Origin of the sequence: Halomonas sp. (genome assembly GCF_029263665.1) — a bacterium.
Lineage (GTDB): Bacteria > Pseudomonadota > Gammaproteobacteria > Pseudomonadales > Halomonadaceae > Halomonas.
The window spans coordinates 19,614-46,320 of record NZ_JAJUFQ010000001.1; the positions used below are offsets into that span (position 1 = coordinate 19,614).

Consider the following 26,707-nt stretch of genomic DNA (forward strand, 5'->3'; position numbering starts at 1 on the left):
CCATTCGATATCAGCCTAGATGCAGCCCATGAGGTGTGCTCAAGCTTCCCAGGCTTCGCGTTCCCTGAGCGCCTCGGGAAGATAATCGTCAGCGCGCTCCCCCAGCCGCGCCATCAGTTGATTGAAATCACGCCGTGGCAGGCGGACCTTCAACTGAGTATGTCCTGCGTCATCGAAACCTTCCCCACGTACTGCCCCCAACTCGTGGAGCGCAGCGCGCATTTTCCCCTGCGCCGGCGACAATGTCAGAGAGAAGTCGATGATGTCATCCGACAGACGCTCGGATAATGCCTGCTTCAGCAGATCGAGACCACGACCTTCTCGTGCCGACAACCATACGACCTGAGGGACTCCGTGCTCGTCCCGCTCGATGCGTGGCGCACTATCGAACACATCGATCTTGTTCATCACCTTGAGGGTCGGTACCTTCAGGGCACCGATTTCCTCCAGCACCGCGTTGACCTGAGCCACGTTGAGATCACGGTCAGGGTCAGCGGCATCTATCACATGCACCAGTAATGTCGCTTCCGCTGCTTCCTGCAAGGTTGCGCGAAATGCTTCCACCAGTTTATGCGGTAGATGGCGAATGAAACCTACGGTATCCGCCAGCACTACGGAGCCTACATCCTCGACATCCAGACGCCGCAGCGTAGGGTCGAGAGTAGCGAAGAGCTGGTCTGCCGCATAGACCTCAGCAGAGGTCAATGAATTGAAAAGCGTCGATTTGCCGGCGTTGGTATAGCCCACCAGCGACACGCTGTGGATCTCTGCCCGGGAGCGTGCACGACGATTCTGGGTGCGCTGACTGCGCACCTTGTCGAGACGTTTGTGAATCGACTTGATCCGCGCCCGCAGCAGGCGGCGGTCAGTCTCAAGCTGGGTTTCACCCGGGCCGCGCAGGCCAATCCCCCCTTTCTGGCGTTCAAGGTGAGTCCAGCCACGAACCAGTCGGGTAGACATGTATTCGAGCTGAGCCAACTCCACCTGCAACTTGCCTTCATGGGTACGCGCACGCTGGGCAAAGATGTCGAGAATCAGGCCCGTACGATCAAGCACACGGCACTTCAGCGCCTGCTCGACGTTACGTTCCTGAGAGGGACTGAGCGCATGGTTGAAGATCACCAGCTCGGCTTCGTGCACCGAGAGAGCATCACGTAGCTCATCCAGCTTTCCTGAGCCTACGAAGCTCTTGGAGTCGGGCCGCTGACGGCTACCAGTGATCAGAGTGGCGGGCTCAGCGCCCGCCGACCTCACCAGTTCGAGGAACTCGCTGGGATCTTCGCGCTCCTGCTCGTCCTGAAAATCGATATGGACGAGTATCGCCGTTTCACCGGCGTCGGGACGTTCAAAAAACAATCAATACCTCACGGATATCAGCTATCCGGCTGCGCCGCAGGATCCTGGGCCGGCAGTCGCACATTGCGAGACGGCACCACGGTGGAGATGGCGTGCTTGTAGACCATCTGGCTGACGGTATTACGCAGCAGGATGACAAATTGGTCGAAAGATTCAATCTGGCCCTGCAACTTGATGCCATTGACCAGGAAAATCGACACCGGAATGCGCTCCTTGCGCAGAATGTTCAGGTACGGGTCTTGGAGGGACTGCCCTTTGGACATCTTGCTCTCCCTGTAATCTCTAGGTTGTTAACGTTAAATAAATAAGTGCTTCCCTGACACCCACTCTTCCCGTGCAGGAACGGCGAACGTCTTGGATTCGGCGGGGCCTGGTCATGCAGCCACACGAACTCGATATCTTACGCTATGTGCCAGCACCACGCACGATTTTAAGATGCGCGACAAGTATTTCCGCACTGCTCACGGGGTCTTGGTAGCCCCCTTGGCCATGCTCCTGGCAACAGTGTCATATAACCGCTGTTCGGGACTGTCAGCCAGCGAGTCGATCCAGTGAAGATCTGACCAGCTGCGCATCCAGGTCAATTGACGCTTAGCCAGTTGACGAGTGGCAATCACTCCACGCTTGCGCAGTTCACTCAGATCATACTCGCCATCCAGGTGACTCCATGCCTGACGGTAGCCCACGCTTTTCATCGACGGCAGGTCAGGCGATAGATCTCCCCTTGCCTTCAAGGCAGCAACCTCATCAAGGAAGCCCCCCTCCAGCATCGCCTCAAAGCGCCTTGCTATTCTTTCATGTAGCACAGAACGCTGTGCCGGGGCGAGCCCTATGGACAGCGTCCGATAGGGAAAGGTTTCACGCTGCTGTTCACTCCACAGCTCCGTCATGGAACGCCCGCTGATATCGAACACCTCCAGAGCACGCATCAGGCGTTGAGGGTCATTGGGATGAATGCGGGCCGCCGACTCAGGATCGAGCTCGGCCAATCGCCTATGCAGCGCTTCAAGCCCATGTTGTTCGGCCTCTCGTTCAAGCGCCTGCCGCACCTGGGGATCTGCCGCTGGCATCTTGGCTACCCCATCAATAAGACACTTGAAATACATCATAGTGCCGCCGACCAGCAATGGAATCCGTCCCTTGGCAGTGATATCTGACATTTCACGCAAGGCATCAACACGGAAGTCCGCAGCCGAGTAAGCCTGAGCTGGATCACGGATATCGATCAGGCGATGCGGGGCACGAGACAGCTCTTCTGCAGAAGGCTTGGCGCTGCCAATGTCCATCCCACGATAGACCATGGCGGAGTCGACGCTGATGATGTCGGCTCCCAGGCGCTCATGCAGGGCGATAGCCAGGTCTGTCTTGCCCGCAGCCGTAGGCCCCATCAGCAACACAGCGAAGGGGCGCGTATCTGACACGTCAAGCGATGCCATGCTCATTGCCCTCGCAGGAACAGACGATCCAGTTCGCGCAGGCTCATCTGGGTCCAGGTCGGGCGGCCATGGTTGCACTGGCCACTACGTTCGGTACGTTCCATATCGCGCAGCAGCGCATTCATTTCGGCAATCGTCAGTTGACGATTAGCCCGCACGCTGCCATGACACGCCATGGTCGCAAGCAGTTCATTGATATGCGCCTCGATACGATCCGAGCGACCGTAGCGCTCCAGATCCGAGAGCATGTCACGAATCAGCGGCTCTACATCCGCGTCCGACAACAGGGCCGGCAGTTGGCGCACCAACAGCGTTTCCGGGCCTGCAGCATCCAATTCCACCCCCAGACGGGAGAAAGCTTCTCGTTCACTTTCTGCGGTTTCTATTTCTGCCGGGCTGGCAGCCAGGGACACAGGGACCAGCAATGGCTGCGCTTCCAGAGCGCCTCCATGCACCTGGTTTTTCATGTGCTCATAGACAATACGCTCATGAGCAGCATGCATGTCCACCAGCACCAGTCCCTGGGCGTTCTGGGCCAGAATATAGATGCCGTGAAGCTGGGCAATGGCAAAACCCAGTGGCGGAGCCTGGGTGGGATCTTCCTCGGCCATTGGCTCAGATGATGCAGGAAGATTCCCGTCATTCTGAGTACGGTTCTCCTGGGAGCCGCGGGGCTGGACAGATGGCAGCGTTCTCGCAGTGTACTCGCCGGCGCGTTCCGCCAGGGCTACCTCTGCAGCACGCCCTCCTACCTGAGGCGCTCCAGGCTGAGGGGTGAGCAGGCTTTCCTCATGTTCGGGATGCAACTGACGGTAGCCATCCATGAAGACCCGCACTCGGTCTGGCGTCACGCTTGCCGTTGCATCCTCACGACGAGGATGCAACGCCATGGGTTGTTGTTGCCAAGCTGGCTGGGCGGATGCCTCCCCGTTTTCCCTGGTTTGCGCCGAAGGCGTCTTGATTTCACCAGTCGTCGGATCGACTTCCAACCCATCCTGGTCGGAAGCCAGCTGTCTGGCATCATGCTCTCCCCCCGCCCGGGCTTCACCGAGAGCCCGATGCAGACTGGAGAACAGGAAGTCGTGAACCATGCGGCCATCGCGAAAGCGGACTTCATGCTTGGTCGGGTGGACATTGACATCCACCACCGTCGGATCGACCTCGAGATACAGCACGAACACAGGATGGCGGCCATGGAACAGCACATCTCGGTAGGCTTGCCTAATGGCGTGGGCCACCAGACGGTCGCGCACCACGCGACCGTTAACGAAGAAATACTGTTGATCGGCTTGCGCGCGGGAATGCGTAGGAAGCCCGACCCAACCCCATAGACGCAGCCCGCCTGCGGCGATATCCAAGGTCAGGGCATTTCCCAGGAAGTCCTTGCCAAGCAACGACCTGAGGCGCCGCTCACGTTCTTCGATGCTTTCGGCCACAGGCAATTGGTGCAGTGTCTTGCTGTTATGGCGCAGGGTCCAGCCAATGTCGAAACGTGACAACGCCTGACGGCGAAAAGCTTCTTCCACATGACCGAATTCGGTTTTCTCGGTACGCAGGAACTTGCGCCGGGCCGGCGTATTGAAAAACAGGTCACGCACAGTGACCGAGGTTCCTCGCGGATGAGGCGCCGGCGTCACGCGGGGTTCCATGTTGCGACCTTCCGCCACGACCCGCCAGCCACCCCGGGGGTCATCCTCGACATTGGACACCAGTTCAAGACGCGACACCGAGCTGACCGATGCCAAGGCTTCACCGCGGAAGCCCAGGCTGGCAACGCCTTCGAGCTCTTCAAGAGAGGCAATCTTGCTGGTGGCATGGCGCGACAACGACAGTGGCAGATCATCTTCCGCAATGCCGCAGCCATCATCCCGGACACGGATCAGCCTGGCACCACCGACTTCCACCTCGATATCGATGCGCGAGCCACCAGCATCAATGGCATTTTCCACCAGCTCCTTGACTACCGACGCAGGCCGCTCCACCACTTCCCCCGCGGCAATCTGGTTGGCCAGCCGAGGATCAAGCACCTGGATACGGCGACGCACCGACGTATCTTGCTGGACAGAACTCTCAGTCATGGTCATTCCTTACATGCCGTTCAAGTGGCTACTCAAGTGCCCATTCAAGAACTCATTCAGAGCCCTTTTCAAGAACTGGGAATGCGCAGCACTTGACCGACGCGAATCGAATCGCTGGCAAGCTCATTGGCCTGACGCAGTTGAGACAATGACACCCCATGGCGCTGAGCAATGCCCGACAAGGTATCCCCTGCCTGGATACGATATTCACCGCTTGCCGTGGCATTTCCGGAACTGCCATGATCACGCTGCCAGGCCAGTAGGCTCGCCGGCGGCGGGTTACGTTCGAAATGTGCCCGCACTCCACTGAACACTGCGCTCATCATGCGCTCCTGATAGGCGCCATTTCGCAGGTTACGTTCTTCCTCTGGGTTCGAAATGAAACCGGTTTCCACCAGCAATGAGGGAATATCCGGCGACTTCAATACCACAAACCCTGCCTGCTCCACGCGACTCTTGTGCAGGTGGTTGACCTGGCCGATCCGTTCCAGCACGTCACCACCAATCGCCAGGGAATCGTTGAGGGTTGCCGTCATGGTCAGGTCGAGCAGCACACCGCGCAACACTTGATCCTTGTCATCCAGGGACAGGTTACCGTCAACACCACCTATCAGATCCGAACGGTTCTCGGTAGCTGCCAGCCACTTGGCTGTCTCGGAAGTGGCACCACTCTGGGACAGGGCAAATACCGAACTCCCGTAAGGACGTGGACTACGGAAGGCATCTGCATGAATGGAAACGAAAAAGTCGGCTTTCTGCTCACGCGCGATCAAGGTCCGCTGACGCAGGCCGACATAGTAGTCGCCATCACGAATCATCACGGCCTTGAAACCTGGTGTCTGGTTGATCATTTTGGCCAGTCGATCCGCCATCTGCAGAACCACATCCTTCTCGCGAGTACCGCTGGGGCCTGTGGCACCCGGGTCCTCACCGCCATGCCCTGCGTCAACGGCAATGATGATGTCGCGCTTGGGATGGGGTTTAGCAGGGTCCACCGGAGTCGCGGCTGCGGCTGCTTCCGGGGCACGTCCCTCAGCCACCGCTTCCGTCTTGGCACGCTGAGCGGCAATTTCCTGCTCACGGATCATCTTCTCGATCGGATCGATGGGATCCTCTACCGCACTCTCGCCTGGATATTCCAGGTCCACCACCAGACGATCGCCATACTGATCGTTGGGCGCAAGGGAGAAATGGCGTGGTTCAATGGGGCGATTGAGTTCCAGTACAACGCGCAGACCGGTACCGTCACGCACTCCCGTACGTACACTGCTGATCGCACTGCCACTGAGATTGAGACTGCTGGGGTCATCCTTGAGCTGGGCATCGGACAGGTCGATGACCAGTCGGCTAGGGTTGTCGAGTTGGAAGACCTCTGCATCGACAGGTGATGACAGGTCAAATACCAGGCGCGAGTGGTCAGGCGCAGCCCACAGCCGAATATTGTCCACATCACCCGCTTCAGCACTGGCAGTGTGCAGACTTCCCAGAGAAGCCAGCGCCAACATGCCCATCCAACGATTCCACCCCTGCCAACGATTCATCACCAGCCTCATGCCGTGCCTCCCTGCGAAGTTCCCCCTGCCCGGCCTTGGCCATCAGTACCATGGGAATCTGTACCTTGCGTATCCACGGCAAACCCCGCAGTACTCAGTTCCTTGTCCAGGCGCTCCAGCACGGCAGCGCCCCTGGCACCGTGGCCATCGATGCGTGCTTCACGCCCGCTACCGGCATGCGCCAGAGCAATTTCCACATCCGGCTGCGGCAACCAGCCTTCACCACGTTCAGCCCATTCGATCAGGCACAGGACATCATCGGCAAGCAAGTCGCGGCCGCCGATGAACTCCAGCTCTTCGGGGTCCCCCAGACGATAGAGGTCGAAATGATGTACCCGCACCTTGTCGAGGTGTCGCCATGCCCCCAGCTCATATGGCTCGATCAAGGTATAGGTAGGGCTCTTCACCGCTCCCTGGTAGCCGTAGGCACGCAATATGCCACGTGACAACGTGGTCTTGCCTGCCCCCAGGTCACCAGAAAGATGGACACGTCCGCGTCCCTCGAGGGCACGCCCCAGGCATTCTCCCAGTGCTACCTGGCGCTGTTCATCGTCGAGTCGCAGCAACATTTTCCTCGTCCATCGTCGGATTGACCAAAACTCGCGCACAGGATGCCAGATCGCTGGCCAACAGACCACGCTCGCCGCCCTTTTGGGCCGCCATGTCACCTGCCATGGCATGCACCAGCACCCCAGCCCTGGCGGCCATTTCCAGCTCCAGCCCCTGAGCCAGAAGACCGGCAATGATACCGCAAAGTGCATCTCCCATACCGCCACTTGCCATGCCTGGATTACCAAAAGGACATAGCGCCAGCCCATCTGGACCGCAAATTAGCGTACCGGAACCTTTCAGGACCACGACGCCTCCGTACAGTTCCTGCAAGGCGCGTGCTGCGGCCGGACGATCCGCTTCGACTTCAGCAGCCGAAGTATCCAGCAAACGCGCAGCTTCACCAGGATGGGGCGTCAACACCCAGTCATCACGCCGGGTGGAACGAAAGCGCGACGCAAGAAGGTTGAGTGCATCGGCATCCACGACCAGTGGAACCGCCGTTTCAAGGGCGACTTGAAACAGGCTCTGTCCCCAGCTGCCTTGCCCTAGCCCTGGACCAACCGCCAGCACATTGAGGCGATCGAGCAAATCGCCAACCTGAGTGGCAGCAGAAACCCCCTTGGCCATTACCTCGGGACAACGCATCAGGCTGGCGGTCACATGCTCCGGCGCTGTGACCAGCATGACTCGACCAGCCCCTACCCGAGCACAGGCTTCCGCAGCCAGCAGGGATGCTCCCCCCATTCCAGGCGCTCCACCCAACACACCGACAAACCCCAGGTCGCCCTTGTGTATATCGCGTTCTCTGGGAGGCAGAGCAGCCTTCAACAAGGCCTTTTCCAGGCGCCAGGCCGTGGGACGAATATCGGTATGGGTCAACGCATCGACACCGAGAGAATCCAGCACCAGCTCACCTACTCGGGCAGCGCCACGTCCGGTATGCAGCCCCAGCTTGTCGGCGATGAAGGTCACGGTCATGTCCGCCTTGACCGACAAGCCTCTTTCGCTGCCATCGTCGCCACTGATTCCAGAGGGAATATCGATGGCCAGCACCGGACGGGAACTGTCATTGATCGCCGTGATGGCATCCGCATAGAGAATGCGCAGATCACCTGAGAACCCGGTGCCGAGCAAGGCATCCACGATCACCTCGCCTTCAATGGCCACGCCTTTTCGCCACTCGCGCCATTCCACACAGGCCTCATCAGCCAGCAAGGCGGCACGCAGGGCGTCACCATGCAACCGACTACGCGGCGTCAGAGAGAGCCGTTGCACCTGCCAGCCTTCCCGCGCGGCCAATGCCGCCAGGACATGGCCATCACCACCGTTGTTGCCGCCACCACAGAACACCGTCAGGCTCTTGGCAGAAGGCCAGCGCGCCCGAAGCCAGCGCCATGCTGTACCTGCAGCACGCTGCATCAGAGCAAAACCATCACGTTCATTGGCAATGGTACGGCGATCGATTTCACGCACCTGATCGGCGCAGTACAATGGCATCAACCCACGATGTTGTGGGGCACTCATAGATGTTTCCTCCTGTGGAAACGCTGACTCCGTGGCAACGCGCGACTTCAATTATCGTTTCCTTGCTGATGCGATACGCCATGAATGGCCAGGAAGTATACTGACACAGGCATTCACGGCATCTTTCCTTTACCATCTGTCAGTCTAAGGCGTTACGCCCATTCGCCAAGACTGCTTTCTCTGATGTGCAAGGTATCACCATTTTCCCGCATACCCCGTCTGCATTCACCGACACGCCCATGACCACCAAGACATTCAATGCCACTGAACTGGCTCACTTGGCCCAGAACATCAAGGCCTGGGGGCGCGAGTTGGGCTTCCAGCAGGTCGGTATCACTGACGTCGACCTGCATGAGGATGAGGCCCATCTTCAGCGCTGGCTGGATGCTGGCTACCACGGTGAAATGGGGTTCATGGCCAAGCATGGCACCAAACGCACCCGCCCTGCCGAGCTGGAGCCCGGTACCGTGCGAGTGATCAGCGTGCGCCTTGACTATCTTCCGGCGGAAGTGGAAACCAGCAAGGTGCTGGGCCAACCACATCGTGCCTATATTTCCCGCTATGCCACTGGGCGCGATTATCACAAACTGATGCGCAAGCGCCTGCAAAGCCTGGCCAGGCAGATCGAGGCCGAAGTCGGCCCGATTGGCTACCGTGCCTTCGTCGATTCAGCCCCGGTAATGGAACGGGGGCTGGCACGCAAGGCCGGCCTGGGCTGGTTCGGCAAGAACGCCATGCTGCTCAACCCCAAGGCTGGCTCTCTGTTCTTTCTCGGGGAGCTGTATACCGACCTGCCGTTGCCGGTGGATCCTCCTTTCGAGGCCAGCCACTGTGGTAGCTGCAGCGCCTGTCGTCAGGCTTGCCCTACCGGAGCCATCGTCGACGACAGAGTTGTCGATGCAAGAGCCTGCATTTCCTATCTCACCATTGAGCTATTTGGCAGCATCCCCGAGAAGTATCGCGAAGCAATGGGTAATCGCGTGTTTGGTTGCGACGACTGCCAACTGGTATGTCCCTTCACCCGCTTCACCCGAGCCAGTAATGAGCCCGACTTTGCCCCACGCCACGACCTCGACCGTGTGGAGCTGCTCACCCTGTTCAACTGGGGGGAAGAAGAATTCCTCGCCCGCACTGCCGGCAGCCCTATTCGCCGTATCGGCTATGAGCGCTGGTTACGCAACCTCGCCGTTGGCCTGGGCAATGCTCCCTGGAGCCAAGCTATCGAGACAGCGCTTCTGGTGCGTCTGGCCTATCCTTCCGACCTTGTCCGCGAGCACGTCCGCTGGGCCCTGAAGCAACAGCGCAGGAAGCGTAGCGCGCTGATAGCCAGCACCGATTGACCTCACCAGGCCTTTCCGCCCTTGCCCTTTGCAACGGTCATCGTGGAGCAAGGCCTCGGTCTTGAATCAGCTCTTGCCACCTGCTGGCGCTCTACGCCTTGAGGAAAGTCTTGCGATAGTGCGCCAGTTCCGCGATGGATTCCTTTATATCGTCCATGGCCAGATGCACATTGCGCTTTGAAAAGCCATCCAGGGCCTGTGGGTTCCAGCGCTTGGCCAGCTCCTTGAGCGTGGAGACATCCAGGTTGCGGTAATGGAAGAAAGACCACAGCTCTGGCATTTCCCGCTCCAGGAAGCGGCGATCCTGATGAATGGAGTTGCCACACATGGGCGAAGTACCGGACACCACATACGTACGCAGGAACGCCAAGGTACGCGCCTCTGCTTCCTGTGTGCTCACGGTGCTACGTCGTACTCGCTCAATCAGGCCAGAATCGCCATGGGTTCTGGTATTCCACTCGTCCATGCCGGCAATCAGCGCCTCGCTCTGGTTGATAGCAATCACCGGTCCTTCGGCAACGACATTGAGGTCTCCATCGGTTATCAAAGTTGCCACCTCGATGATGCGCTCCTTGTTGGGATCCAGACCGGTCATTTCCAGGTCGATCCACACCAGGAGATCGGAACGAGGCTCGCCCTCTGCTGAGATATTGGTCGGAGCAGGGGTTGTGTCTTGAGTACGCTCGGTCATATCGGCCATCCTTGAGAATGAGTACAATGCTGCTCATTGTACCGAGCATCGGGCTGTCATGTGAGCAAACGTAAGCTGAGTCGCCAACAACGCTGGCGCATCGAGAAGATCCAGGCCGAACGGGCCAAGCGTGCAGAAAAGCGTCAGAACCAGGACGACGAGAAACTCTCTGCCGGAGAATATGGCACTGAGCGCGATGGGCGAGTGACTGCCCACTTCGGCCGCACGCTTGATGTCACGGAGCGTCTGGGACAAAAGCCCGTACGTTGTCACTTGAGAGCCAACCTGGAAGGCCTGGTCACAGGCGATCGGGTGATCTGGCGCGCAGGCGAAGACGGTAGCGGTGTCGTCGTCGCTCGTGGCGAGCGCGATAATGTGCTGGAACGCCCGGATATGCGCGGCCTGCTCAAACCCGTGGCCGCCAACATCGACCAGATTCTGATCGTTTTCGCCGTCGAACCCGAGCCTCACGCAGGCTTGATCGACCGCTACCTGGTGGCAGCCGAGGCCACCGGCATCACCCCTGTGCTGGTGCTCAACAAGACGGATCTGCTTCCTGAGCAAGGCGGAGAGCTGCGTGCTCTGCTGGCACGCTATGAAGACCTCGGTTATGCCGTGGTTGCCACCTCGACCACCAGTGAAGGGGGGATGGATGCGCTACATGCCTGCCTGGCGGAACGCACCTCGGTATTTGTCGGGCAGAGCGGCGTTGGCAAATCCTCTCTGATCGACTTGCTCCTGCCCAATGAACAGCTACGCATTGGCGCTTTATCTGCAGATACGCGCAAGGGGCGTCACACCACGACCACGGCTCAGCTCTACCATCTACCGGCTCTCAGCGACAACGTGACAGCAGGTGCCCTGATCGACTCTCCCGGCATCCGCGAGTTTGGACTCACTCACTTGGATGAGCGCCAGGTCACTGAAGGCTTCATCGAGTTTCGCCCTTATCTGGAGCAGTGCCGTTTTCGCGACTGTCGCCACCGCCAGGAACCTGGTTGCGCCTTGCAGACAGCCGTTGAGCGGGGCGACATCCATCCTCAGCGCTTTGCCAGTTACCGTCGTATCGTCGATAGTCTGGATAATCCCTGAATGATGGCACTTGATACAGTGCTGCCTTTGCCTGACCGCACGTGCCTCTGACCACACGTTTCGAGGAGAGCCGCCATGAGCTCAGAAGACAATCTACTGCCACTGATCGCCGAACCCGAAGAACTGGCCGCAGTGATCGACCATGAAGACATCCTGATCATCGATGTCCCGCTCAAGGCCGACAGCTACACCTCAGGCCATGTACCCGGTGCCATCTTTCTTGATCATAACCGTCTGTTGAAGGGCTCTGGTGATGTGCCCAATGATGTACCCGATGTCGAGGCTCTGTCGGCCTTGTTCTCGTCCCTGGGCCTGACTCGCGACACCCATGTGGTGGCCTACGACGATGAAGGTGGTGGCTGGGCTGGGCGCCTGCTGTGGACCCTGGAGCTGATCGGCCACAGCCGTTACTCCTACCTCAATGGTGGCATCCACGCCTGGTGTGCGGAAGCCTTGCCGGTGTCCACCGAGGAGCACCTTCCTACCCCCAGGGAATACCAGGCCACCATCCGGCATCCCGAGGTGCTTATCGAGCGTGGTGAATTGATCGACAAGCTCGGCAGTGATGACTTCGCCATCTGGGATGCCCGCTCTGGCGATGAATTTGCCGGCAAAAAAGGCAACAACAAGCATCTCGGTCATATTCCAGGCGCGGTGAACATGGAGTGGACAGATGCCATGGATCGTGAGCACTCACTACGCATACGAGACTACGCAGAGCTGTTCACCGAGCTGGGCGCCAAAGGGCTGACACCAGAAATGGAAGTGGTCACTCACTGCCAGAGTCACCATCGCAGTGGTTTTACCTGGCTGGTAGGCAAGGCACTCGGCTTCAGCAAGATTCGAGCCTACGCAGGCTCCTGGAAGGAATGGGGCAATCGCGACGACACCCCTATTGAAAAGTAAGCCGCAAGCCGTAAGCCGTAAGCCGTAAGCCGTAAGCCGTAAGCCGTAAGCCGTAAGCCGTAAGCCAGTGATGCAAAACGCTTCTCAGAACCGTGTAAAGACTCCTTCGCTTATAGCTTATAGCCCATCATCACCCTTTTTGAGATCGAAACTTCGTGATTCCCGCCAAACTGTTTGCCCTGATTCAGTACCCCCTGCCCCACCATCTGCTGTCGCGGCTGGTGGGGTGCCTTGCCGAATGCCGCATTGGCTGGCTGAAGAATGCTCTGATCAAGGCCTTCATTCGTCAGTTCAAGGTGGACATGAATGAAGCAGTGGAGAGTGACCCCACGGTCTATCCGACATTCAATGCTTTCTTCACCCGAGCACTGAAGGCAGATGCCCGGCCCCTTGACGAAGGGCTGCTGAGCCCGGCGGATGGCACACTTTCACAATGGGGGGAAATCGATGCAGGTCGCCTGATCCAGGCCAAAGGCCACGGCTTCAGCATGGCCGAACTGCTGGGTGGAGATCCTCTGAAGGCCAGTGACTACCGCAACGGCAGCTTCGCCACCGTGTATCTGTCGCCCAAGGATTATCATCGGGTACATATGCCCGTCGCCGGCACCCTTACCGAGATGGTCTATGTCCCCGGACGCCTGTTCTCGGTTAACGACGCAACCACTCGACATGTCCCAGGTCTGTTTGCCCGCAACGAGCGCCTGGTCTGCCACTTTGAGACCGAACGGGGCCCCATGGTGATGGTGCTGGTAGGCGCCATGATCGTCGCTGCCATCGAAACCGTCTGGAGTGGACAGGTGACCCCGCTATCCGGTCGTGTCGAACGAGTACGCTTCGACAAGCCCGTCCACTTGGCTCAAGGGGAAGAAATGGGACGCTTCAAGCTCGGCTCCACTGTCGTGATGGCCTTCGCCAACCAGGCAACCTTTGAGGCCAGCAGCGTCAATGGCCCCATTGCAGTACGCATGGGACAGCGCCTGGGAGATATGTGAGTTCAACAACGTGGCGTCGGGAAGGCCAGCACCTGTTCAAGGCTGTCCTTTCCCAGCGCCAGCTGTATCAAGCGATCCAGCCCCAATGCCACGCCACTGCCTTCGGGCATACCGGCCTGAAGAGCATCGAGCAAACGGTGATCCACATCGACTTGCGGCAATCCTGCTGTGCAGCGCGCGGCATTATCCTCATCGAAACGCCGATGCTGCTCTGATGCGTCGGTAAGCTCATCATAGCCATTGGCCAGTTCGATCCCCTTGAGATAGATCTCGAAGCGCGAGGCCACCCAGCTACCATCGCGAGGGTCCTGGTGGCGCTTGGCCAACGCTGCCTGACTGGCCGGGTAGTCGACAACGATGTCGATGCCGCCACACCCAAGCGTCGGTTCTATCACCAGGCTCATCAACAGATCCAGGCATTCATCACGCTCGGCCGCTTTCATCTCCATACCGCTGCGTTCTTCTGCTGCATTACGCAGCATCGCCAGTGACGTCGTGAAGGGGTCCAGACGCAGTTGCTCAATGAACAGATCCCGGTAACGGCGTTGCCGAGTTGGACCAGGGTTGATCGGCAACAGGGCGCGAATCAGGCCTTGCGTCTCGTCGATCAGCTCGTCCAGACTCCAGCCTGGCCGATACCATTCGAGCATGCTGAACTCGACGTTATGTCGGCGCCCCACTTCACCGTCGCGAAAACTGCGAGCAATTTGAAAGATCGGCCCGGAGCCTGCTGCCAGCAACCGCTTCATGGCGAATTCCGGCGACGTCTGCAGCCATAGACGCTCCCGCCCTGCTGGCGTCATGGCATGACACGACAGCGATGCAAGATGCACATCCGTACTGCCGCCATGACCGAGAACCGGCGTTTCCACTTCCAGTACATCTCTCTCAGCGAAAAAGTGACGCACCTGGGCCACCAGTTTCGCCCGTGCGCGCAGCGTCTCGATCGAGGCAACAGGACGCCAGTCACTTGTCATATGCAGATCACCCTTAAACGACACAGGCCACGCGAAAGCGTGGCCTGTAATTACCGACATAGATACCACTGTGGGCCGAGCGGCCCGTTCCTCAGGCGCGAGAGACGTACTCGCCGGAGCGTGTATCGATGCGCAGCACTTCGCCCTGGTTGATGAACAGCGGCACGCGAACCACTGCACCAGAGGACAACGTTGCCGGCTTGGATCCGCCCTGGGCGGTATCACCCTTGAGGCCAGGGTCCGTCTCGACCACTTCCAGCTCGATGAAGTTAGGCGGTGTCACAGAAATGGCGTTGTCATTCCACAGGATAACGTTGTACACCACCTGCTCTTTCAGCCACTTCTCGGCATCGCCCAGCGCCTTCTTGTCCACGGCATACTGTTCGAAAGAGCCATCAGTCTTCATGAAATGCCACATCTCACCGTCGGTGTAGAGGTATTCCATGTCCTGGTCGAGAACATCAGCCCCTTCCAGAGACTCACCGGACTTGAAGGTCCGCTCCCAGACACGCCCGGTCATCAGGTTACGCAGCTTGACACGGTTGAAGGCCTGCCCTTTTCCAGGTTTGACGTACTCGTTCTCGACGATGGAGCAAGGGTCGCCGTCCAACATGACTTTCAGACCGCCCTTGAATTCATTGGTAGAATAGTTCGCCATGACTTCTCATTCCTCTTGGTGCCTGGCCCCGCATTCAATGCAAGGCAGCACACGACTGACATTTCGCGAGGGCGCATCCCTCGCTCGCATTTATGGGTGGCACGCATGATAACCCGAAGCCCCGCGCTTTTACATTGCCCGCAGCCCCCGGATGATGGGGACTTGCCCGAGACCGGGGCATGGCAGCGCCAACTTGCCGGTGCCATTCGTGATCCCAAAGCCCTGTGCCAGCGTCTCGGGCTTGACCCATCACTACTGCCTGGCGCCGAAAGCGGCCACGCCCTGTTCGAGGTGCGTGTGCCGGAAGCCTTTGCCAGACGCATGCGCCTCGGCGACCCTGCCGACCCCTTGCTGCGCCAGGTATTGCCGCTGGAAGCAGAAAGCGACATCCTACCCGGATATGTTACTGACCCCTTGGACGAGGCCGAACACACCGCCCGCCGGGGGCTGATACACAAATACGCCAGCCGAGTGCTGTTGATCGCCAGCCCGACCTGCGCAGTCAACTGTCGCTACTGCTTTCGCCGTCATTTTCCTTACCACGACAACGCACCATCCCGGGCACAATGGGACGAGACACTGGATTATCTACGTGCCGACCCGCAACTGCGTGAAGCCATTCTCTCCGGGGGCGATCCACTGGCCGCCAGCGATCGTCAACTGGCCTGGCTGGTCGAGCGACTTGACGCCATTCCCCACCTCAAGCGGCTGCGCCTGCATAGCCGCCTGCCCGTCGTGATTCCTGATCGTGTCGATGGCGCCCTGCTCGACTGGCTGGCCAGTACGCGCCTGCAGAAGGTCATGGTATTGCATATCAACCATGCCAACGAGATCGACGATGCCGTGATCGCAGCCTGCAACCGCCTGCGCCAGATTGGTGTCACCCTGCTCAACCAAAGCGTCATCCTGCGCGGAGTCAATGATGATGTAGATTCCCTGGAACAGTTGTCCGAACGCCTGTTCGAAGCGGGCATCCTGCCCTACTACCTGCACGCCTTCGATCCGGTGGTCGGTGCTGCCCACTTCGATGTGGACGACACAAAAGCCCAGCGGCTCGTTGCAGAACTGCGCACTCGACTCCCCGGCTTCCTGATGCCAACCCTGGTTCGCGAAGTGCCTGGCGAGGCAAGCAAGACGCCACTATGACAAGCGGTAAGCGGTAAGCGGTAAGCGGTAAGCGGTAAGCGGTAAGCGGTAAGCGGTAAGCGGTAAGCGGTAAGCGGTAAGCGGTAAGCGGTAAGCGGTAAGCGGTAAGCGGTAAGCGGTAAGCGGTAAGCGGTAAGCGGTAAACGGTAAACGGTAAACGGTAAACGGTAAACGGTAAACGGTAAACCAGCAGTATCCTGTCATGGCCTGCCCCCATGCAATACATGGCACCTCACGAGAAAGCCCCTGCAGTTCGGTCACTGCAGGGGCTTTCACTTGGTGCCTGAGCTCATGGCTTAAAGCTTATGGCTTACCGCTCGTGGCTCGTGGCTCGTGGCTTATAGCTTGTTTCAGGCGACGGTTTCTGCCGTCACGTTGGCGGCCACTTCAGCAGTGGAAAGCTGGCGATTGATGGCACTCAGCACCCCCTTGATGGAAGCACTGGTGATGCTTTCGTCGCTGCCCACGCCGAATACGGCTTCACCATTGATGCGCACCTCCACATAGGCGATGGCTTCAGCATCAGAGCCTTGACCACGGGAGTGCTCGTGATAATCGATGATCTCGACATTATGACCTTCACCCGCCAGTGCCTTGATGAATGCCGCCAGCGGGCCGTTGCCCTGCCCGGTGATGGTCTGGCGCTCACCATTCTTGCTGATGCAGGCCTCCATGGTGACGACGGGGCTATCCGGCTCAGAGAACAGGCGATGACTGACCAGCTCGAGCGGCGTCTTCTGCTCCAGATATTCATCAACAAAGGCCTGGTAGATCATCTTGGACGTAATTTCCTTACCGATCCGGTCAGCCACTTCCTGCACCACCGTGCTGAATTCCATGGACAGACGACGCGGCAGCTCGATGCCATGTTCCTGCTCGAGCAGGTATGAGACGCCGCCCTTGCCGGACTGGCTGTTGACCCGGATCACTGCCTCATAGCTGCGTCCCACATCGAGCGGGTCGATCGGCAGGTAAGGCACTTCCCAGACACCCTCTGGATTATCCTTGCGTATCGCCATGCCTTTCTTGATCGCATCCTGGTGAGAGCCAGAGAAGGCAGTGAACACCAGGTCCCCGACATAAGGATGGCGCGGGTGAACCGGCAACTGGTTGCAATACTCGACCTCTCGCATGATCGGGGTGATGTTGGAGAAGTCCAGCCCCGGGTGTACGCCCTGGGTATAGAGGTTCATGGCCAGCGTGACAATATCGACATTACCGGTGCGCTCGCCATTGCCGAACAAGGTGCCCTCGACCCGGTCGGCACCGGCCATCACGGTCAGCTCAGCGGCAGCAACGCCTGTACCACGGTCATTATGCGGATGCACGCTGACGATGAGGTGATCGCGATGCGCCACGTTGCGACAGAACCATTCCACCTGATCGGCATAATTGTTGGGCGTAGCACATTCCACCGTCGCCGGCAGGTTGACGATCATCTTCTTGTCCGCCGTGGCACCGTAGGTCTCGCTCACGGCATTAACAATCTCTACCGCAAAATCCATCTCGGTGTTGGTAAACAGCTCAGGAGAGTACTGGAAGGTCCAGTTCGTTTCCGGAGCCGCATCCATCAACTCGCGAATCTGGCGCGTGGCCGTGACAGCGATATCGATGCATTCGCTGCGATTGACATTGAAGACCACCCGGCGGAACACCGGAGCCGTGGCATTGTACACGTGCACGATCGCATTCTTGGCGCCCTTGAGCGACTCGAAGGTGCGTTCGATGAGGTGCGGACGCGCCTGTGTCAGGACCTGGATGGTGACATCATCAGGAACCTTGCCATTTTCGATCAGGCCGCGCACGAAATCGAAATCGGTCTGGGAAGCAGACGGAAAGCCAACTTCAATCTCCTTGAAGCCGATCTTGACCAGCATGTCGAAGAAACGCTGCTTGCGTTCTTGATCCATCGGGTCGACCAGCGCCTGGTTGCCATCACGCAGGTCGACACTGCACCACACCGGAGGTGTCTCGATACGGCGATTTGGCCACTGGCGATCAGGGATATCGACAGCGACGAAGGGGCGATATTTCTTCGAGGGATCGTTGAGCATCATGGCAGCATTCTCCAGGTCGTGTGCAGCGAATCAGATGAAAAACCTTGAAACACAAGGTCTAGAAACGGAAACGCCCCACCTGCAAATAGCAGGTGGGGCGCTGTGAAATTCAGTAGCAGCAGTTGTTACGTCAACAGGCATTGCTGCGTTTGGCGCTACTGCGCTCGCGACGATATGGCGAGCAGCGACACAATGTCGGCAGCTGGCACCGATAACTTGAACACAACGAACGTTCATGGCGTGGCGAGCAGTAGTGGAAGACATCTAAACAACCTCGATTAAACCTGACAAACGGCGACGCAAAAGGCATCGCCCAGCACACATTTCAGTGGTGGGCTAGTAGTCGTAGGTCTAGATCGAAGTTGCAATATGTCATGTCCATACCCCATAGAAAATCAGGACTGATGGTTCTTGTCAACTATGCTGATGGTTTGATGTCGCATCTTCGCACTGCCATCACCTTGTCACAGGTGTCCAGTTAGACTGATGCGCGCCATTTTGCACCCACTTTCTGTGCTGTTAAGGAATGACAAGATGAAGCTGTCCAAGACTGCCGCTGCCTTGCTCCCCGCGCTGATCGTGAGCCTTGCGGGTCCGGCCCACGCCTCTGCCGAGAATGACGTTGTCGATGACATCGATCAGTTGCCGATTACGCTGGGGCCACGCCCTTTCTATCTCGTCGATGACATGGATGAGGACAGTGCTCAATCCACTGAACTCAAGGCCGCGTTGCAACAATGCGCTTCCAACATGGGCAGCTATGAGCGCAGTGACTTCTCCATCGGTCACCGCGGCGCGCCCTTGATGTTCCCGGAACACACCCGGGAATCCTACATGGCCGCGGCACGCATGGGGGCCGGAGTCCTGGAGTGTGACGTCGCTTTTACCAAGGACAAAGAACTGGTCTGCCGTCATTCCCAGAGCGACCTGCACTCCACCACCAACATCCTGGAAACACCGCTGGCCGAGAAGTGCAGTGTGCCACCGAAATTCGATGACGCCGGCAATCTCAGCAATGCCGCCGATATCATGTGTTCCACCAGCGATATCACCCTGGCCGAGTTCAAGACACTCGAAGGACGCATGGATGGCGTCAACACCGAGGCCAAGACCCTGGAAGACTACCTGGCCGGAAATCCAACCTGGCGCACGGAACTTTACGCGGCCAACTCCGGGACCTTGATGACGCATGCCGAAAGCATAGAGCTGTTCAAGAGCCTCGGCGTGAAGATGACCCCTGAGCTCAAGACACCGACTGTCGACATGCCTTTCGATGGCATGACCCAACAGGACTACGCACAAAAGGTGATTGACGAGTATGTCGCCGCCGACGTCGACCCATCGGATGTCTTCCCCCAGTCTTTCCTGCTCGATGATGTTCGCTACTGGATCGACAACACCGACTTCGGTGACCAGGCGGTATTCCTGGATGATCGCGACACACAACCTGACTTCAACATCACCAATCCGGACACCTGGTCGCCCTCGATGGAAGAACTGGCTGATATGGGGGTCAAGATCCTGGCACCTCCGCTGTGGATGCTGCTGACAGCCAACGACGATCCTGACAAGCCCATTGTGCCATCCACCTATGCTGAACAAGCCAAGGCTGCAGGCCTCGACATCATTGCCTGGTCCTTCGAGCGCTCCGCGCCCCTGACTGAGGACGGTGACTGGTATTACCAGACCATCGATTCGGTCGTCGACAATGAAGGCGATAAAATGGTGGCGCTGGATGTCATGGCACGAGACATCGGCATCCGCGCCATGTTCTCCGACTGGCCAGCCAGTGTGACCTTCTACGCCAACTGCATGGCAGATGAACTCGAGCTGTAGACCGCTCCATCATCATCTTCATCGCCATACTCGCCGGCGACAGTTCGTCGCTCGCAAAAAAAGCCGGGAGGAATCCCTCCCGGCCACGCGCCTTCCTTGGTGCCTAGCGCCCTTAACGCCTTGCATGTACATGCTAGCGCCAAGCAACAGCATCGTACCTATCCCATCGGCGGTAGTACGGTAGCTCTCAATCGAGTAGGCGGAAGATCACTCATGTCGCTCGGACGACAGGCTACCGAGGCAGCCTGCATCAATGCGTTTCTATCTCGTCAGCAGTCACCTGTGCCTGCTGACGAGGTATATCAGCGACATTTCATCAACTACGCTCCTTCAACAACGACTCCATCCGATTGAGTTGGTCGCGCAGCTCACGCACATCGCTTCGCAGTCCATGAAGTTCCGCGGCTTCCCCTTCGCCATTCTCCAGCTCAATGGCAACGCTCTCCTTCTGCATGACATCCAGCACAATCCCGATCATCATGTTCAAAAAGACAAAAGCGTTGAGGAAGATAAAGGTCAGGAAGTAGATCCATGCGTATGGGTAATGCTCCATGGCCGGATAGAGCACTGCCGTGGCCCAGCTCTCGAAGGTTGCGACCTGAAACAGCGTCAGCATGGCCAAAGAGATATTGCCCCACAGCTTGGGGTCCACGTCCACGAACAGAAAGCTGCCGACCGCACCGTAGATGTAGAAGATGATGAACATCAACAGAAGCACGTAGCCCATGCGGGGAATCGACTTGAACAACGCCACCATCAGGATGCGTAGCTCAGGAATCATCGATACCAGACGCAAGACCCGGAAGATACGCAGCAAGCGCGCCAGCAGTACCATTTCCGAGTCGTTCAAGGGTACCAGGCTGGCGACGACGATCAGGAAATCGAAGACATTCCAGCCCTTCTTGAAGAAGTCGATCAGGCGTTTCTCTGCGGCCATGCGAATCAGCAACTCGACCAGGAAAAACGCGGTGACTCCCATATCCAGCACCACTAGAGCCTGTTGGAAACGGGAGGTTTCTTCGTAGGTCTTGGCACCGATCAGCAGTGCCGACAGGATAATGATAGCGATGACTGCCAGCTCGAAGAACTTGTTGGCACGCAGTTGCTCGAAACGCCCACGCCAGTTGCTCGCAGATGCAGCCATGCTGTCATGCCTCCAGGTCGGCTTGACGGTAGCCGATCAGGTAAAGCACAGCATCCAGGCCCAATGTCGAGATACTATGACGTGCCTGCTGGCGCACCAACGGCTTGGCCCGGAAAGCAATGCCAAGGCCAGCGGCGGCCAGCATCTTCAGGTCATTGGCGCCGTCTCCTACCGCGATGGTCTGCTCCATGCGAAAGCCTTCACGCTGCGCGATCTCATGCAGCAATTGTGCCTTGCGGTCAGCATCGACGATCGGTTCACGAACCTCACCCGTCACCTTGCCATTCTCGATGACCAGTTCATTGGCATGGATCTCATCGAAGCCCAGACGCGCCTGCAGGTATTCGGCAAAATAGGTGAAACCACCGGACAGGATGGCCGTACGATAGCCCAGACGCTTGAGCTGCTTCATCAGCGTCTCGACACCATCCATCAGCGGTAGCTCGGCCGCGATGTCGGCCAGCACGGATTCATCCAGCCCCTTGAGCTTGGACATCCGCTCACGAAAGCTCTGCTTGAAGTCCAGCTCCCCTCGCATGGCCCGTTCAGTGACTTCAGCCACTTCATCGTAGACGCCGTGACGCCTTGCCAGCTCATCGATGACTTCCGCCTTGATCAAGGTCGAGTCCATGTCAAAGCACACTAGACGACGATGAGTGCGCCAGATGGAGTCCTCCTGTAGAGCGATATCCACCCCGTGGGCAGCCCCCAATGCCAAGGCTTTCTCATGCAACGCCTCGACATCCACCTCTTCTCCGCGCAGCCAGCATTCGACGCAGCTGCCATGCTCGGGGGCCTCACCATCCAGAGGCTCTCGTCCAGACAGCCGATGAATCAGTTCCACGGTCAGGCCATGTCCAGCGGTCAAGGCACCGACTTCCGCCAGAATGCCTGCCGGCAACTTCGGCGCCAGCAGCGTCATGATCAGTCGAGGCTGACTGGCATCCACGCTCCAGCGATGATATTCCTCGGCGCTGATCTGAATGGCCTGTACATCCAGGCCCAGTTCATCGCCCACTTCACACAATGCCTGCTCCAGTTCCGCTTCGTGGTCCAGGGCGACCAGTGCCTCAAGCGACAGGATACCGAAGGTCACGCTCTGGTTGATATCCAGCAACCGTGCCCCGCTTCTGGCCAGTGCGCAGCCCAGGCCGGCCAGTTGTCCTGGCCGTGCCTGACCAGTGGCACGCATCAAGATTCGTCTTGTCATGTCATCCTTCCTGGCGCTCCAGGCGATCCACTTTCTGTAAGCCACGTGGCAACTTGCTACCGCGTCTACCGCGGTCGCCACGATAGTAATCGAGCTCTTCGCCCTTCAATGTCAGCTTGCGCTTTCCGGAATGCACCACCAGGGCATCTCCTGGCGCCAACACCACCAGATCACGCACGAACTCCTCGCGACGCGCGGCCCGCGCCCCGGGAATGTCGATCATCTTGTTGCCCTTGCCCTTGGCCATCTCCGGCAACTGCTCCAGCGGGAACAGCAACAAGCGCCCTTCATTGGATACCGCTGCCACGCTCAGGCCCTCTTCACCACCCGGCACTTCCACTGGTGCCAGCACATTGCAACCATTGGGCAACGACAGCACCGATTTACCCGAACGGTTCTTGCCCGTCAGTTCGTCCAGCTTGGCCACAAAGCCATAGCCACCATCCGATGCCAACAGATAGCGAGTATCCGGCGGTGCCAGCATCACTCCGGCCATATGCGCACCGGCTACCACATTGACCTTTCCGGTAACGGGCTCACCCTGGCCGCGGGCGCTTGGCAATTGGTGAGCAGGCAAGGTATAGGCTCGGCCAGTATCATCCAGCAATACCAGGGGTTGGTTGGTCTTGCCCCGGGCCGCCAGGTGGAACTTGTCTCCCGCCTTGTAGGAAAGCCCTTCCGGATCGATGTCGTGACCCTTGGCCGCACGTATCCAGCCCTTTTCGGAAAGCACGACAGTCACCGGATCCGCACCGACCAGTTCGACTTCGGAAAGCGCCTTGGCTTCTTCACGCTCGACGATCGGCGAGCGGCGCGCATCGCCATACTCTTCACCCGCCTTGCGCAGCTCTTCCTCGATCAGGTCGGTCATGGCTCCGGCATCACCCAGCAGCTTCTCGAGGTGCTTGCGCTCTTCCTCAAGCTCATCCTGCTCGGTGCGAATCTTCATTTCCTCAAGCTTGGCCAAATGACGCAGACGCAGCTCAAGGATGGCTTCGGCCTGGCGATCAGACAGGCCAAAGGTAGCCATCAAGGCGCTCTTGGGCTCATCCTCCTCGCGAATGATGCGGATGACCTCATCAATGTTGAGGTAAGCAATCAACAAGCCTGCAAGGATATGCAACCGGTCCATCACCTTGCCCAGGCGATGCTCCAGACGCCGACGCACCGTGGTGCGACGGAAATCGAGCCATTCGCCCAGCAGCTCGGGCAACGGCATCACCCGCGGGCGGCCATCGAGCCCGATGACGTTGAGATTGACCCGTATGTTCTTTTCCAGATCGGTCGTGGCGAACAGGTGTGCCATCAACGCTTCGATATCGATCCGGTTGGAGCGCGGCTCGATGATCAGTCGGGTCGGATCCTCGTGGGTCGACTCATCACGCAGATCCGCTACCATGGGCAGCTTCTTGGCCTGCATCTGGGCGGCGATCTGCTCCAGCACCTTGGCACCACTGACCTGATACGGCAGCGCCGTGATCACCACATTGCCATCTTCCAGCATGTAGCGGGCACGCAGCTTGACACTGCCTCGGCCTGCCTCATAGATCTTGCGCAGATCGGCCCGGGGCGTGATGATTTCCGCCTCGGTGGGAAAGTCCGGTGCCGGCAGATGCTTCATCAGGTCCGCAGTGGTCACGCCCGGGTTGCGCAATACCTGGCAAGTGGCTTCGACCACCTCATGCACATTATGTGGCGGAATGTCCGTGGTCATGCCCACGGCAATCCCCATGCCCCCATTGAGCAGCACATGGGGCAAGCGTGCCGGCAGCACCACTGGCTCATTCATGGTGCCATCAAAGTTCGGCGTCCAGTCCACCGTCCCCTGCCCAAGTTCGGACAACAGGACTTCAGAGAAGCGCGACAAGCGCGCTTCGGTATAGCGCATGGCAGCAAAGGACTTGGGATCGTCCGGACTTCCCCAGTTGCCCTGGCCATCCACCAGCGGATAGCGATAGCTGAAGGGCTGGGCCATGAGCACCATGGCTTCGTAGCAGGCACTGTCACCGTGGGGGTGGAATTTACCCAATACATCACCGACGGTACGTGCGGACTTCTTGTACTTGGCATTGGCCGTCAATGACAGCTCACGCATGGCATAGACGATGCGCCGTTGCACGGGCTTCATGCCATCGCCGATATGGGGTAGCGCCCGGTCGAGAATGACGTACATCGAATAATCGAGGTAGGCCTTCTCCGTGTATTCGCGCAGGGACAGACGTTCGATGTCGCCCTCCGCCACCTGAATATCCATGGTCATAAGACGTTACACCTCGATGTCCGCCAGATTGCCGTAATCCTCCAACCAGCTCTTGCGGTCGGCAGCGCGTTTCTTGGCCAGCAGCATATCCATCATTTCCATGGTGCCGTCGCCTTCTTCCCGGGCAAGCTGGACCAGGCGTCGGGTTTCGACGGCCATGGTGGTCTCGCGCAATTGCAACGGGCTCATCTCGCCAAGACCCTTGAAACGCTGCACATTGGGTGTTCCCCGCTTGCTTTCCAGACGCTTGAGGATGGCTGCCTTCTCGCTCTCGTCTAGGGCGTAATGCACTTCCTTGCCCAGATCGATGCGGTACAGCGGTGGCATGGCCACGAATACGTGACCGGCATCCACCAGTGCCGAAAAGTGACGCACGAACAAGGCGCACAACAGGGTAGCGATGTGCAGGCCGTCGGAATCGGCATCCGCCAGAATGCAGATCTTGTGATAGCGCAGCTTGGACAGGTCATCGCTGTTGGGGTCCATACCGATGGCCACGGCGATGTCGTGAACTTCCTGGGAACCGTAGATATCGTGGGAATCCACTTCCCAGGTATTGAGAATCTTGCCGCGCAAGGGAAGGATTGCCTGGGTCTCACGGTTGCGAGCCTGCTTGGCACTGCCGCCTGCCGAATCCCCTTCTACCAGAAACAGTTCACTGCGAACCGGGTCCTGGCCACTGCAGTCAGCCAGCTTGCCTGGCAGCGCAGGGCCTGAGGTGATCTTCTTGCGAGCGACCTTCTTGGCGGTCTTCTGGCGCCGCTGAGCAGCACTGATCACCAGTTCTGCCAGTGCCTCGGCCTGATCTACATGGTGGTTGAGCCACAGCGAGAAGGCATCCTTGACCACCCCGGAAACAAAACCCGCTACAGTGCGCGATGACAACCGCTCCTTGGTCTGGCCAGCAAATTGAGGGTCGAGCATCTTCACCGAGAGCACATAGGCGACCCGTTCCCACAGGTCCTCGGCGGTCAGTTTTACGCCCCTGGGCAACAGGCTGCGATATTCACAGAATTCACGCAGGGCTTCCAGCAGCCCTGAACGCAGGCCATTGACGTGAGTACCTCCCTGCGCCGTAGGGATCAGGTTCACATAGCTTTCCATCAGCGAATCACCACCTTCGGGCAACCACTGAATGGCCCAGTCCACTGCCTGTTCCTCGTCGGAAAAATGACCAACGAAAGGTGACGCCGGCAACACCTCATAGCCATCCGTGCTCTGGGCCAGATAGTCACGCAGACCATCTTCGAATTGCCAGGTGGTCGCTGTCCCGTCAGCCTCGATCAGTTCGACCTTGAGACCAGGACAAAGTACTGCCTTGGCACGCAACAGGTGCTTGAGCCTCGAGACAGACAGCTTGGGGCTGTCAAAGTAGCTCTGCTCCGGCCAGAAGCGCACCAGGGTTCCCTTGGCTCGTTTGGCTGCCGTGCCTACCGCCGCCAGAGGAGATACGGTATCGCCATGCTCGAAGGCCATGGCATAACGCTGACCATCGCGCTGCACCTCGACCTCCAGCCTCCTGGACAGCGCGTTGACCACCGAAACCCCTACGCCATGCAAACCACCGGAAAAACGGTAGCTGGAAGAGGAGAATTTTCCGCCGGCATGCAGCCGGGTCATGATCAGTTCGATGCCCGAAACACCATGCTCCGGGTGAATGTCGATGGGCATCCCACGGCCGTTGTCTTCCACTTCAATGCCGCCATCGTCGAGCAGCTTGACGCGTATGGTATCGGCGAATTCGGCCAAGGCCTCGTCGACACTGTTATCGATGACTTCCTGAGCCAGATGGTTTGGGCGGGAGGTATCCGTGTACATGCCGGGACGCTTGCGCACGGGCTCGAGCCCGGAAAGCACTTCAATAGAGCTGGCACTGTATTGGGTCATGTATGGAGATCC

At 58.5% G+C, this 26,707-nt stretch carries 21 protein-coding genes; 6 read left to right on the top strand and 15 right to left on the bottom strand.

What is annotated here, in order from left to right:
• Nucleotides 1-39: 39 nt before the first annotated feature.
• From hflX to Q1K07_RS00120, 7 genes are all read right to left on the bottom strand, one after another.
• On the bottom strand, nt 40-1,356 hold the full coding sequence (hflX, locus tag Q1K07_RS00090) for a ribosome rescue GTPase HflX (protein ID WP_300305927.1): 1,317 nt from the start codon (nt 1,354-1,356) through the stop codon (nt 40-42).
• Nucleotides 1,357-1,373: 17 nt separating this feature from the next.
• Nucleotides 1,374-1,619 (bottom strand): RNA chaperone Hfq, encoded by a 246-nt coding sequence (hfq, locus tag Q1K07_RS00095; protein WP_149283971.1) that lies wholly within the window; start codon nt 1,617-1,619, stop codon nt 1,374-1,376.
• Nucleotides 1,620-1,817: 198 nt separating this feature from the next.
• Nucleotides 1,818-2,777 (bottom strand): tRNA (adenosine(37)-N6)-dimethylallyltransferase MiaA, encoded by a 960-nt coding sequence (gene miaA, locus Q1K07_RS00100; protein ID WP_300306820.1) that lies wholly within the window; start codon nt 2,775-2,777, stop codon nt 1,818-1,820.
• Between the two features lie 17 nt (nt 2,778-2,794).
• The gene (gene mutL / locus Q1K07_RS00105) at nt 2,795-4,876 is read right to left on the bottom strand and encodes a DNA mismatch repair endonuclease MutL (protein WP_300305934.1); all 2,082 of its coding nucleotides are present in this window, start codon (nt 4,874-4,876) and stop codon (nt 2,795-2,797) included.
• Nucleotides 4,877-4,938: 62 nt separating this feature from the next.
• Nucleotides 4,939-6,381 carry an N-acetylmuramoyl-L-alanine amidase gene (locus Q1K07_RS00110; protein WP_300306823.1) on the bottom strand — a complete coding sequence of 481 codons (1,443 nt, stop codon included), beginning with the start codon at nt 6,379-6,381 and terminating at the stop codon, nt 4,939-4,941.
• 38 nt (nt 6,382-6,419) lie between these two features.
• Complete coding sequence (tsaE, locus tag Q1K07_RS00115) at nt 6,420-6,992, bottom strand: tRNA (adenosine(37)-N6)-threonylcarbamoyltransferase complex ATPase subunit type 1 TsaE (protein WP_300305938.1); 573 nt, start codon at nt 6,990-6,992, stop codon at nt 6,420-6,422.
• Nucleotides 6,970-8,499 carry an NAD(P)H-hydrate dehydratase gene (locus Q1K07_RS00120; protein WP_300305941.1) on the bottom strand — a complete coding sequence of 510 codons (1,530 nt, stop codon included), beginning with the start codon at nt 8,497-8,499 and terminating at the stop codon, nt 6,970-6,972. Before Q1K07_RS00120 ends, tsaE begins: the two co-directional genes overlap by 23 nt.
• Before the next feature lie 239 nt (nt 8,500-8,738).
• Here Q1K07_RS00120 and queG point away from each other — a divergent pair, with 239 nt between their 5' ends.
• Complete coding sequence (queG, locus tag Q1K07_RS00125) at nt 8,739-9,839, top strand: tRNA epoxyqueuosine(34) reductase QueG (protein ID WP_300305944.1); 1,101 nt, start codon at nt 8,739-8,741, stop codon at nt 9,837-9,839.
• 91 nt (nt 9,840-9,930) lie between these two features.
• Here the strand turns inward: queG and orn are convergent, their stop codons facing one another.
• Complete coding sequence (gene orn, locus Q1K07_RS00130; protein ID WP_300305947.1) at nt 9,931-10,530, bottom strand: oligoribonuclease; 600 nt, start codon at nt 10,528-10,530, stop codon at nt 9,931-9,933.
• A gap of 60 nt (nt 10,531-10,590) precedes the next feature.
• On the opposite strand from orn, the gene rsgA reads away from it, so the two are divergent.
• From rsgA to asd, 3 genes are all read left to right on the top strand, one after another.
• Nucleotides 10,591-11,622 (top strand): small ribosomal subunit biogenesis GTPase RsgA, encoded by a 1,032-nt coding sequence (gene rsgA / locus Q1K07_RS00135; RefSeq protein ID WP_300305950.1) that lies wholly within the window; start codon nt 10,591-10,593, stop codon nt 11,620-11,622.
• 75 nt (nt 11,623-11,697) lie between these two features.
• Nucleotides 11,698-12,528: a sulfurtransferase gene (locus Q1K07_RS00140; protein WP_300305955.1), complete on the top strand. Its 831-nt coding sequence runs from the start codon at nt 11,698-11,700 to the stop codon at nt 12,526-12,528.
• A 155-nt stretch (nt 12,529-12,683) separates the two neighbouring features.
• Nucleotides 12,684-13,520 carry an archaetidylserine decarboxylase gene (asd, locus tag Q1K07_RS00145; protein ID WP_300305958.1) on the top strand — a complete coding sequence of 279 codons (837 nt, stop codon included), beginning with the start codon at nt 12,684-12,686 and terminating at the stop codon, nt 13,518-13,520.
• 2 nt (nt 13,521-13,522) lie between these two features.
• Here the strand turns inward: asd and epmA are convergent, their stop codons facing one another.
• On the bottom strand, nt 13,523-14,497 hold the full coding sequence (gene epmA, locus Q1K07_RS00150) for an EF-P lysine aminoacylase EpmA (protein ID WP_300305961.1): 975 nt from the start codon (nt 14,495-14,497) through the stop codon (nt 13,523-13,525).
• A gap of 91 nt (nt 14,498-14,588) precedes the next feature.
• Entirely contained in the window at nt 14,589-15,155 is a 567-nt protein-coding gene (efp, locus tag Q1K07_RS00155) for an elongation factor P (RefSeq protein ID WP_300305964.1), read from the bottom strand.
• 105 nt (nt 15,156-15,260) lie between these two features.
• Between efp and epmB the strand changes: the two genes are divergently transcribed.
• Nucleotides 15,261-16,301: an EF-P beta-lysylation protein EpmB gene (epmB, locus tag Q1K07_RS00160; protein ID WP_300305967.1), complete on the top strand. Its 1,041-nt coding sequence runs from the start codon at nt 15,261-15,263 to the stop codon at nt 16,299-16,301.
• A gap of 350 nt (nt 16,302-16,651) precedes the next feature.
• On the opposite strand, the gene leuA is transcribed toward epmB, so the two are convergent.
• Nucleotides 16,652-18,358, bottom strand: a complete 1,707-nt coding sequence (leuA, locus tag Q1K07_RS00165) for a 2-isopropylmalate synthase (protein ID WP_300305968.1) — start codon at nt 18,356-18,358, stop codon at nt 16,652-16,654.
• Between the two features lie 534 nt (nt 18,359-18,892).
• Between leuA and Q1K07_RS00170 the strand changes: the two genes are divergently transcribed.
• Nucleotides 18,893-20,194, top strand: coding sequence for a glycerophosphodiester phosphodiesterase family protein (locus Q1K07_RS00170; RefSeq protein WP_300305971.1), 1,302 nt, complete (start codon nt 18,893-18,895; stop codon nt 20,192-20,194).
• A gap of 316 nt (nt 20,195-20,510) precedes the next feature.
• On the opposite strand, the gene Q1K07_RS00175 is transcribed toward Q1K07_RS00170, so the two are convergent.
• The 4 genes from Q1K07_RS00175 to parE are packed head-to-tail and all read right to left on the bottom strand — an operon-like array spanning nt 20,511 to nt 26,695.
• The gene (locus tag Q1K07_RS00175) at nt 20,511-21,338 is read right to left on the bottom strand and encodes an ion transporter (protein WP_300305974.1); all 828 of its coding nucleotides are present in this window, start codon (nt 21,336-21,338) and stop codon (nt 20,511-20,513) included.
• Nucleotides 21,339-21,342: 4 nt separating this feature from the next.
• Entirely contained in the window at nt 21,343-22,548 is a 1,206-nt protein-coding gene (gene serB / locus Q1K07_RS00180) for a phosphoserine phosphatase SerB (protein WP_300305977.1), read from the bottom strand.
• Between the two features lies 1 nt (nt 22,549).
• The gene (gene parC / locus Q1K07_RS00185) at nt 22,550-24,808 is read right to left on the bottom strand and encodes a DNA topoisomerase IV subunit A (protein ID WP_300305979.1); all 2,259 of its coding nucleotides are present in this window, start codon (nt 24,806-24,808) and stop codon (nt 22,550-22,552) included.
• A gap of 6 nt (nt 24,809-24,814) precedes the next feature.
• Entirely contained in the window at nt 24,815-26,695 is a 1,881-nt protein-coding gene (gene parE, locus Q1K07_RS00190) for a DNA topoisomerase IV subunit B (RefSeq protein ID WP_300305982.1), read from the bottom strand.
• Nucleotides 26,696-26,707: the final 12 nt, after the last annotated feature.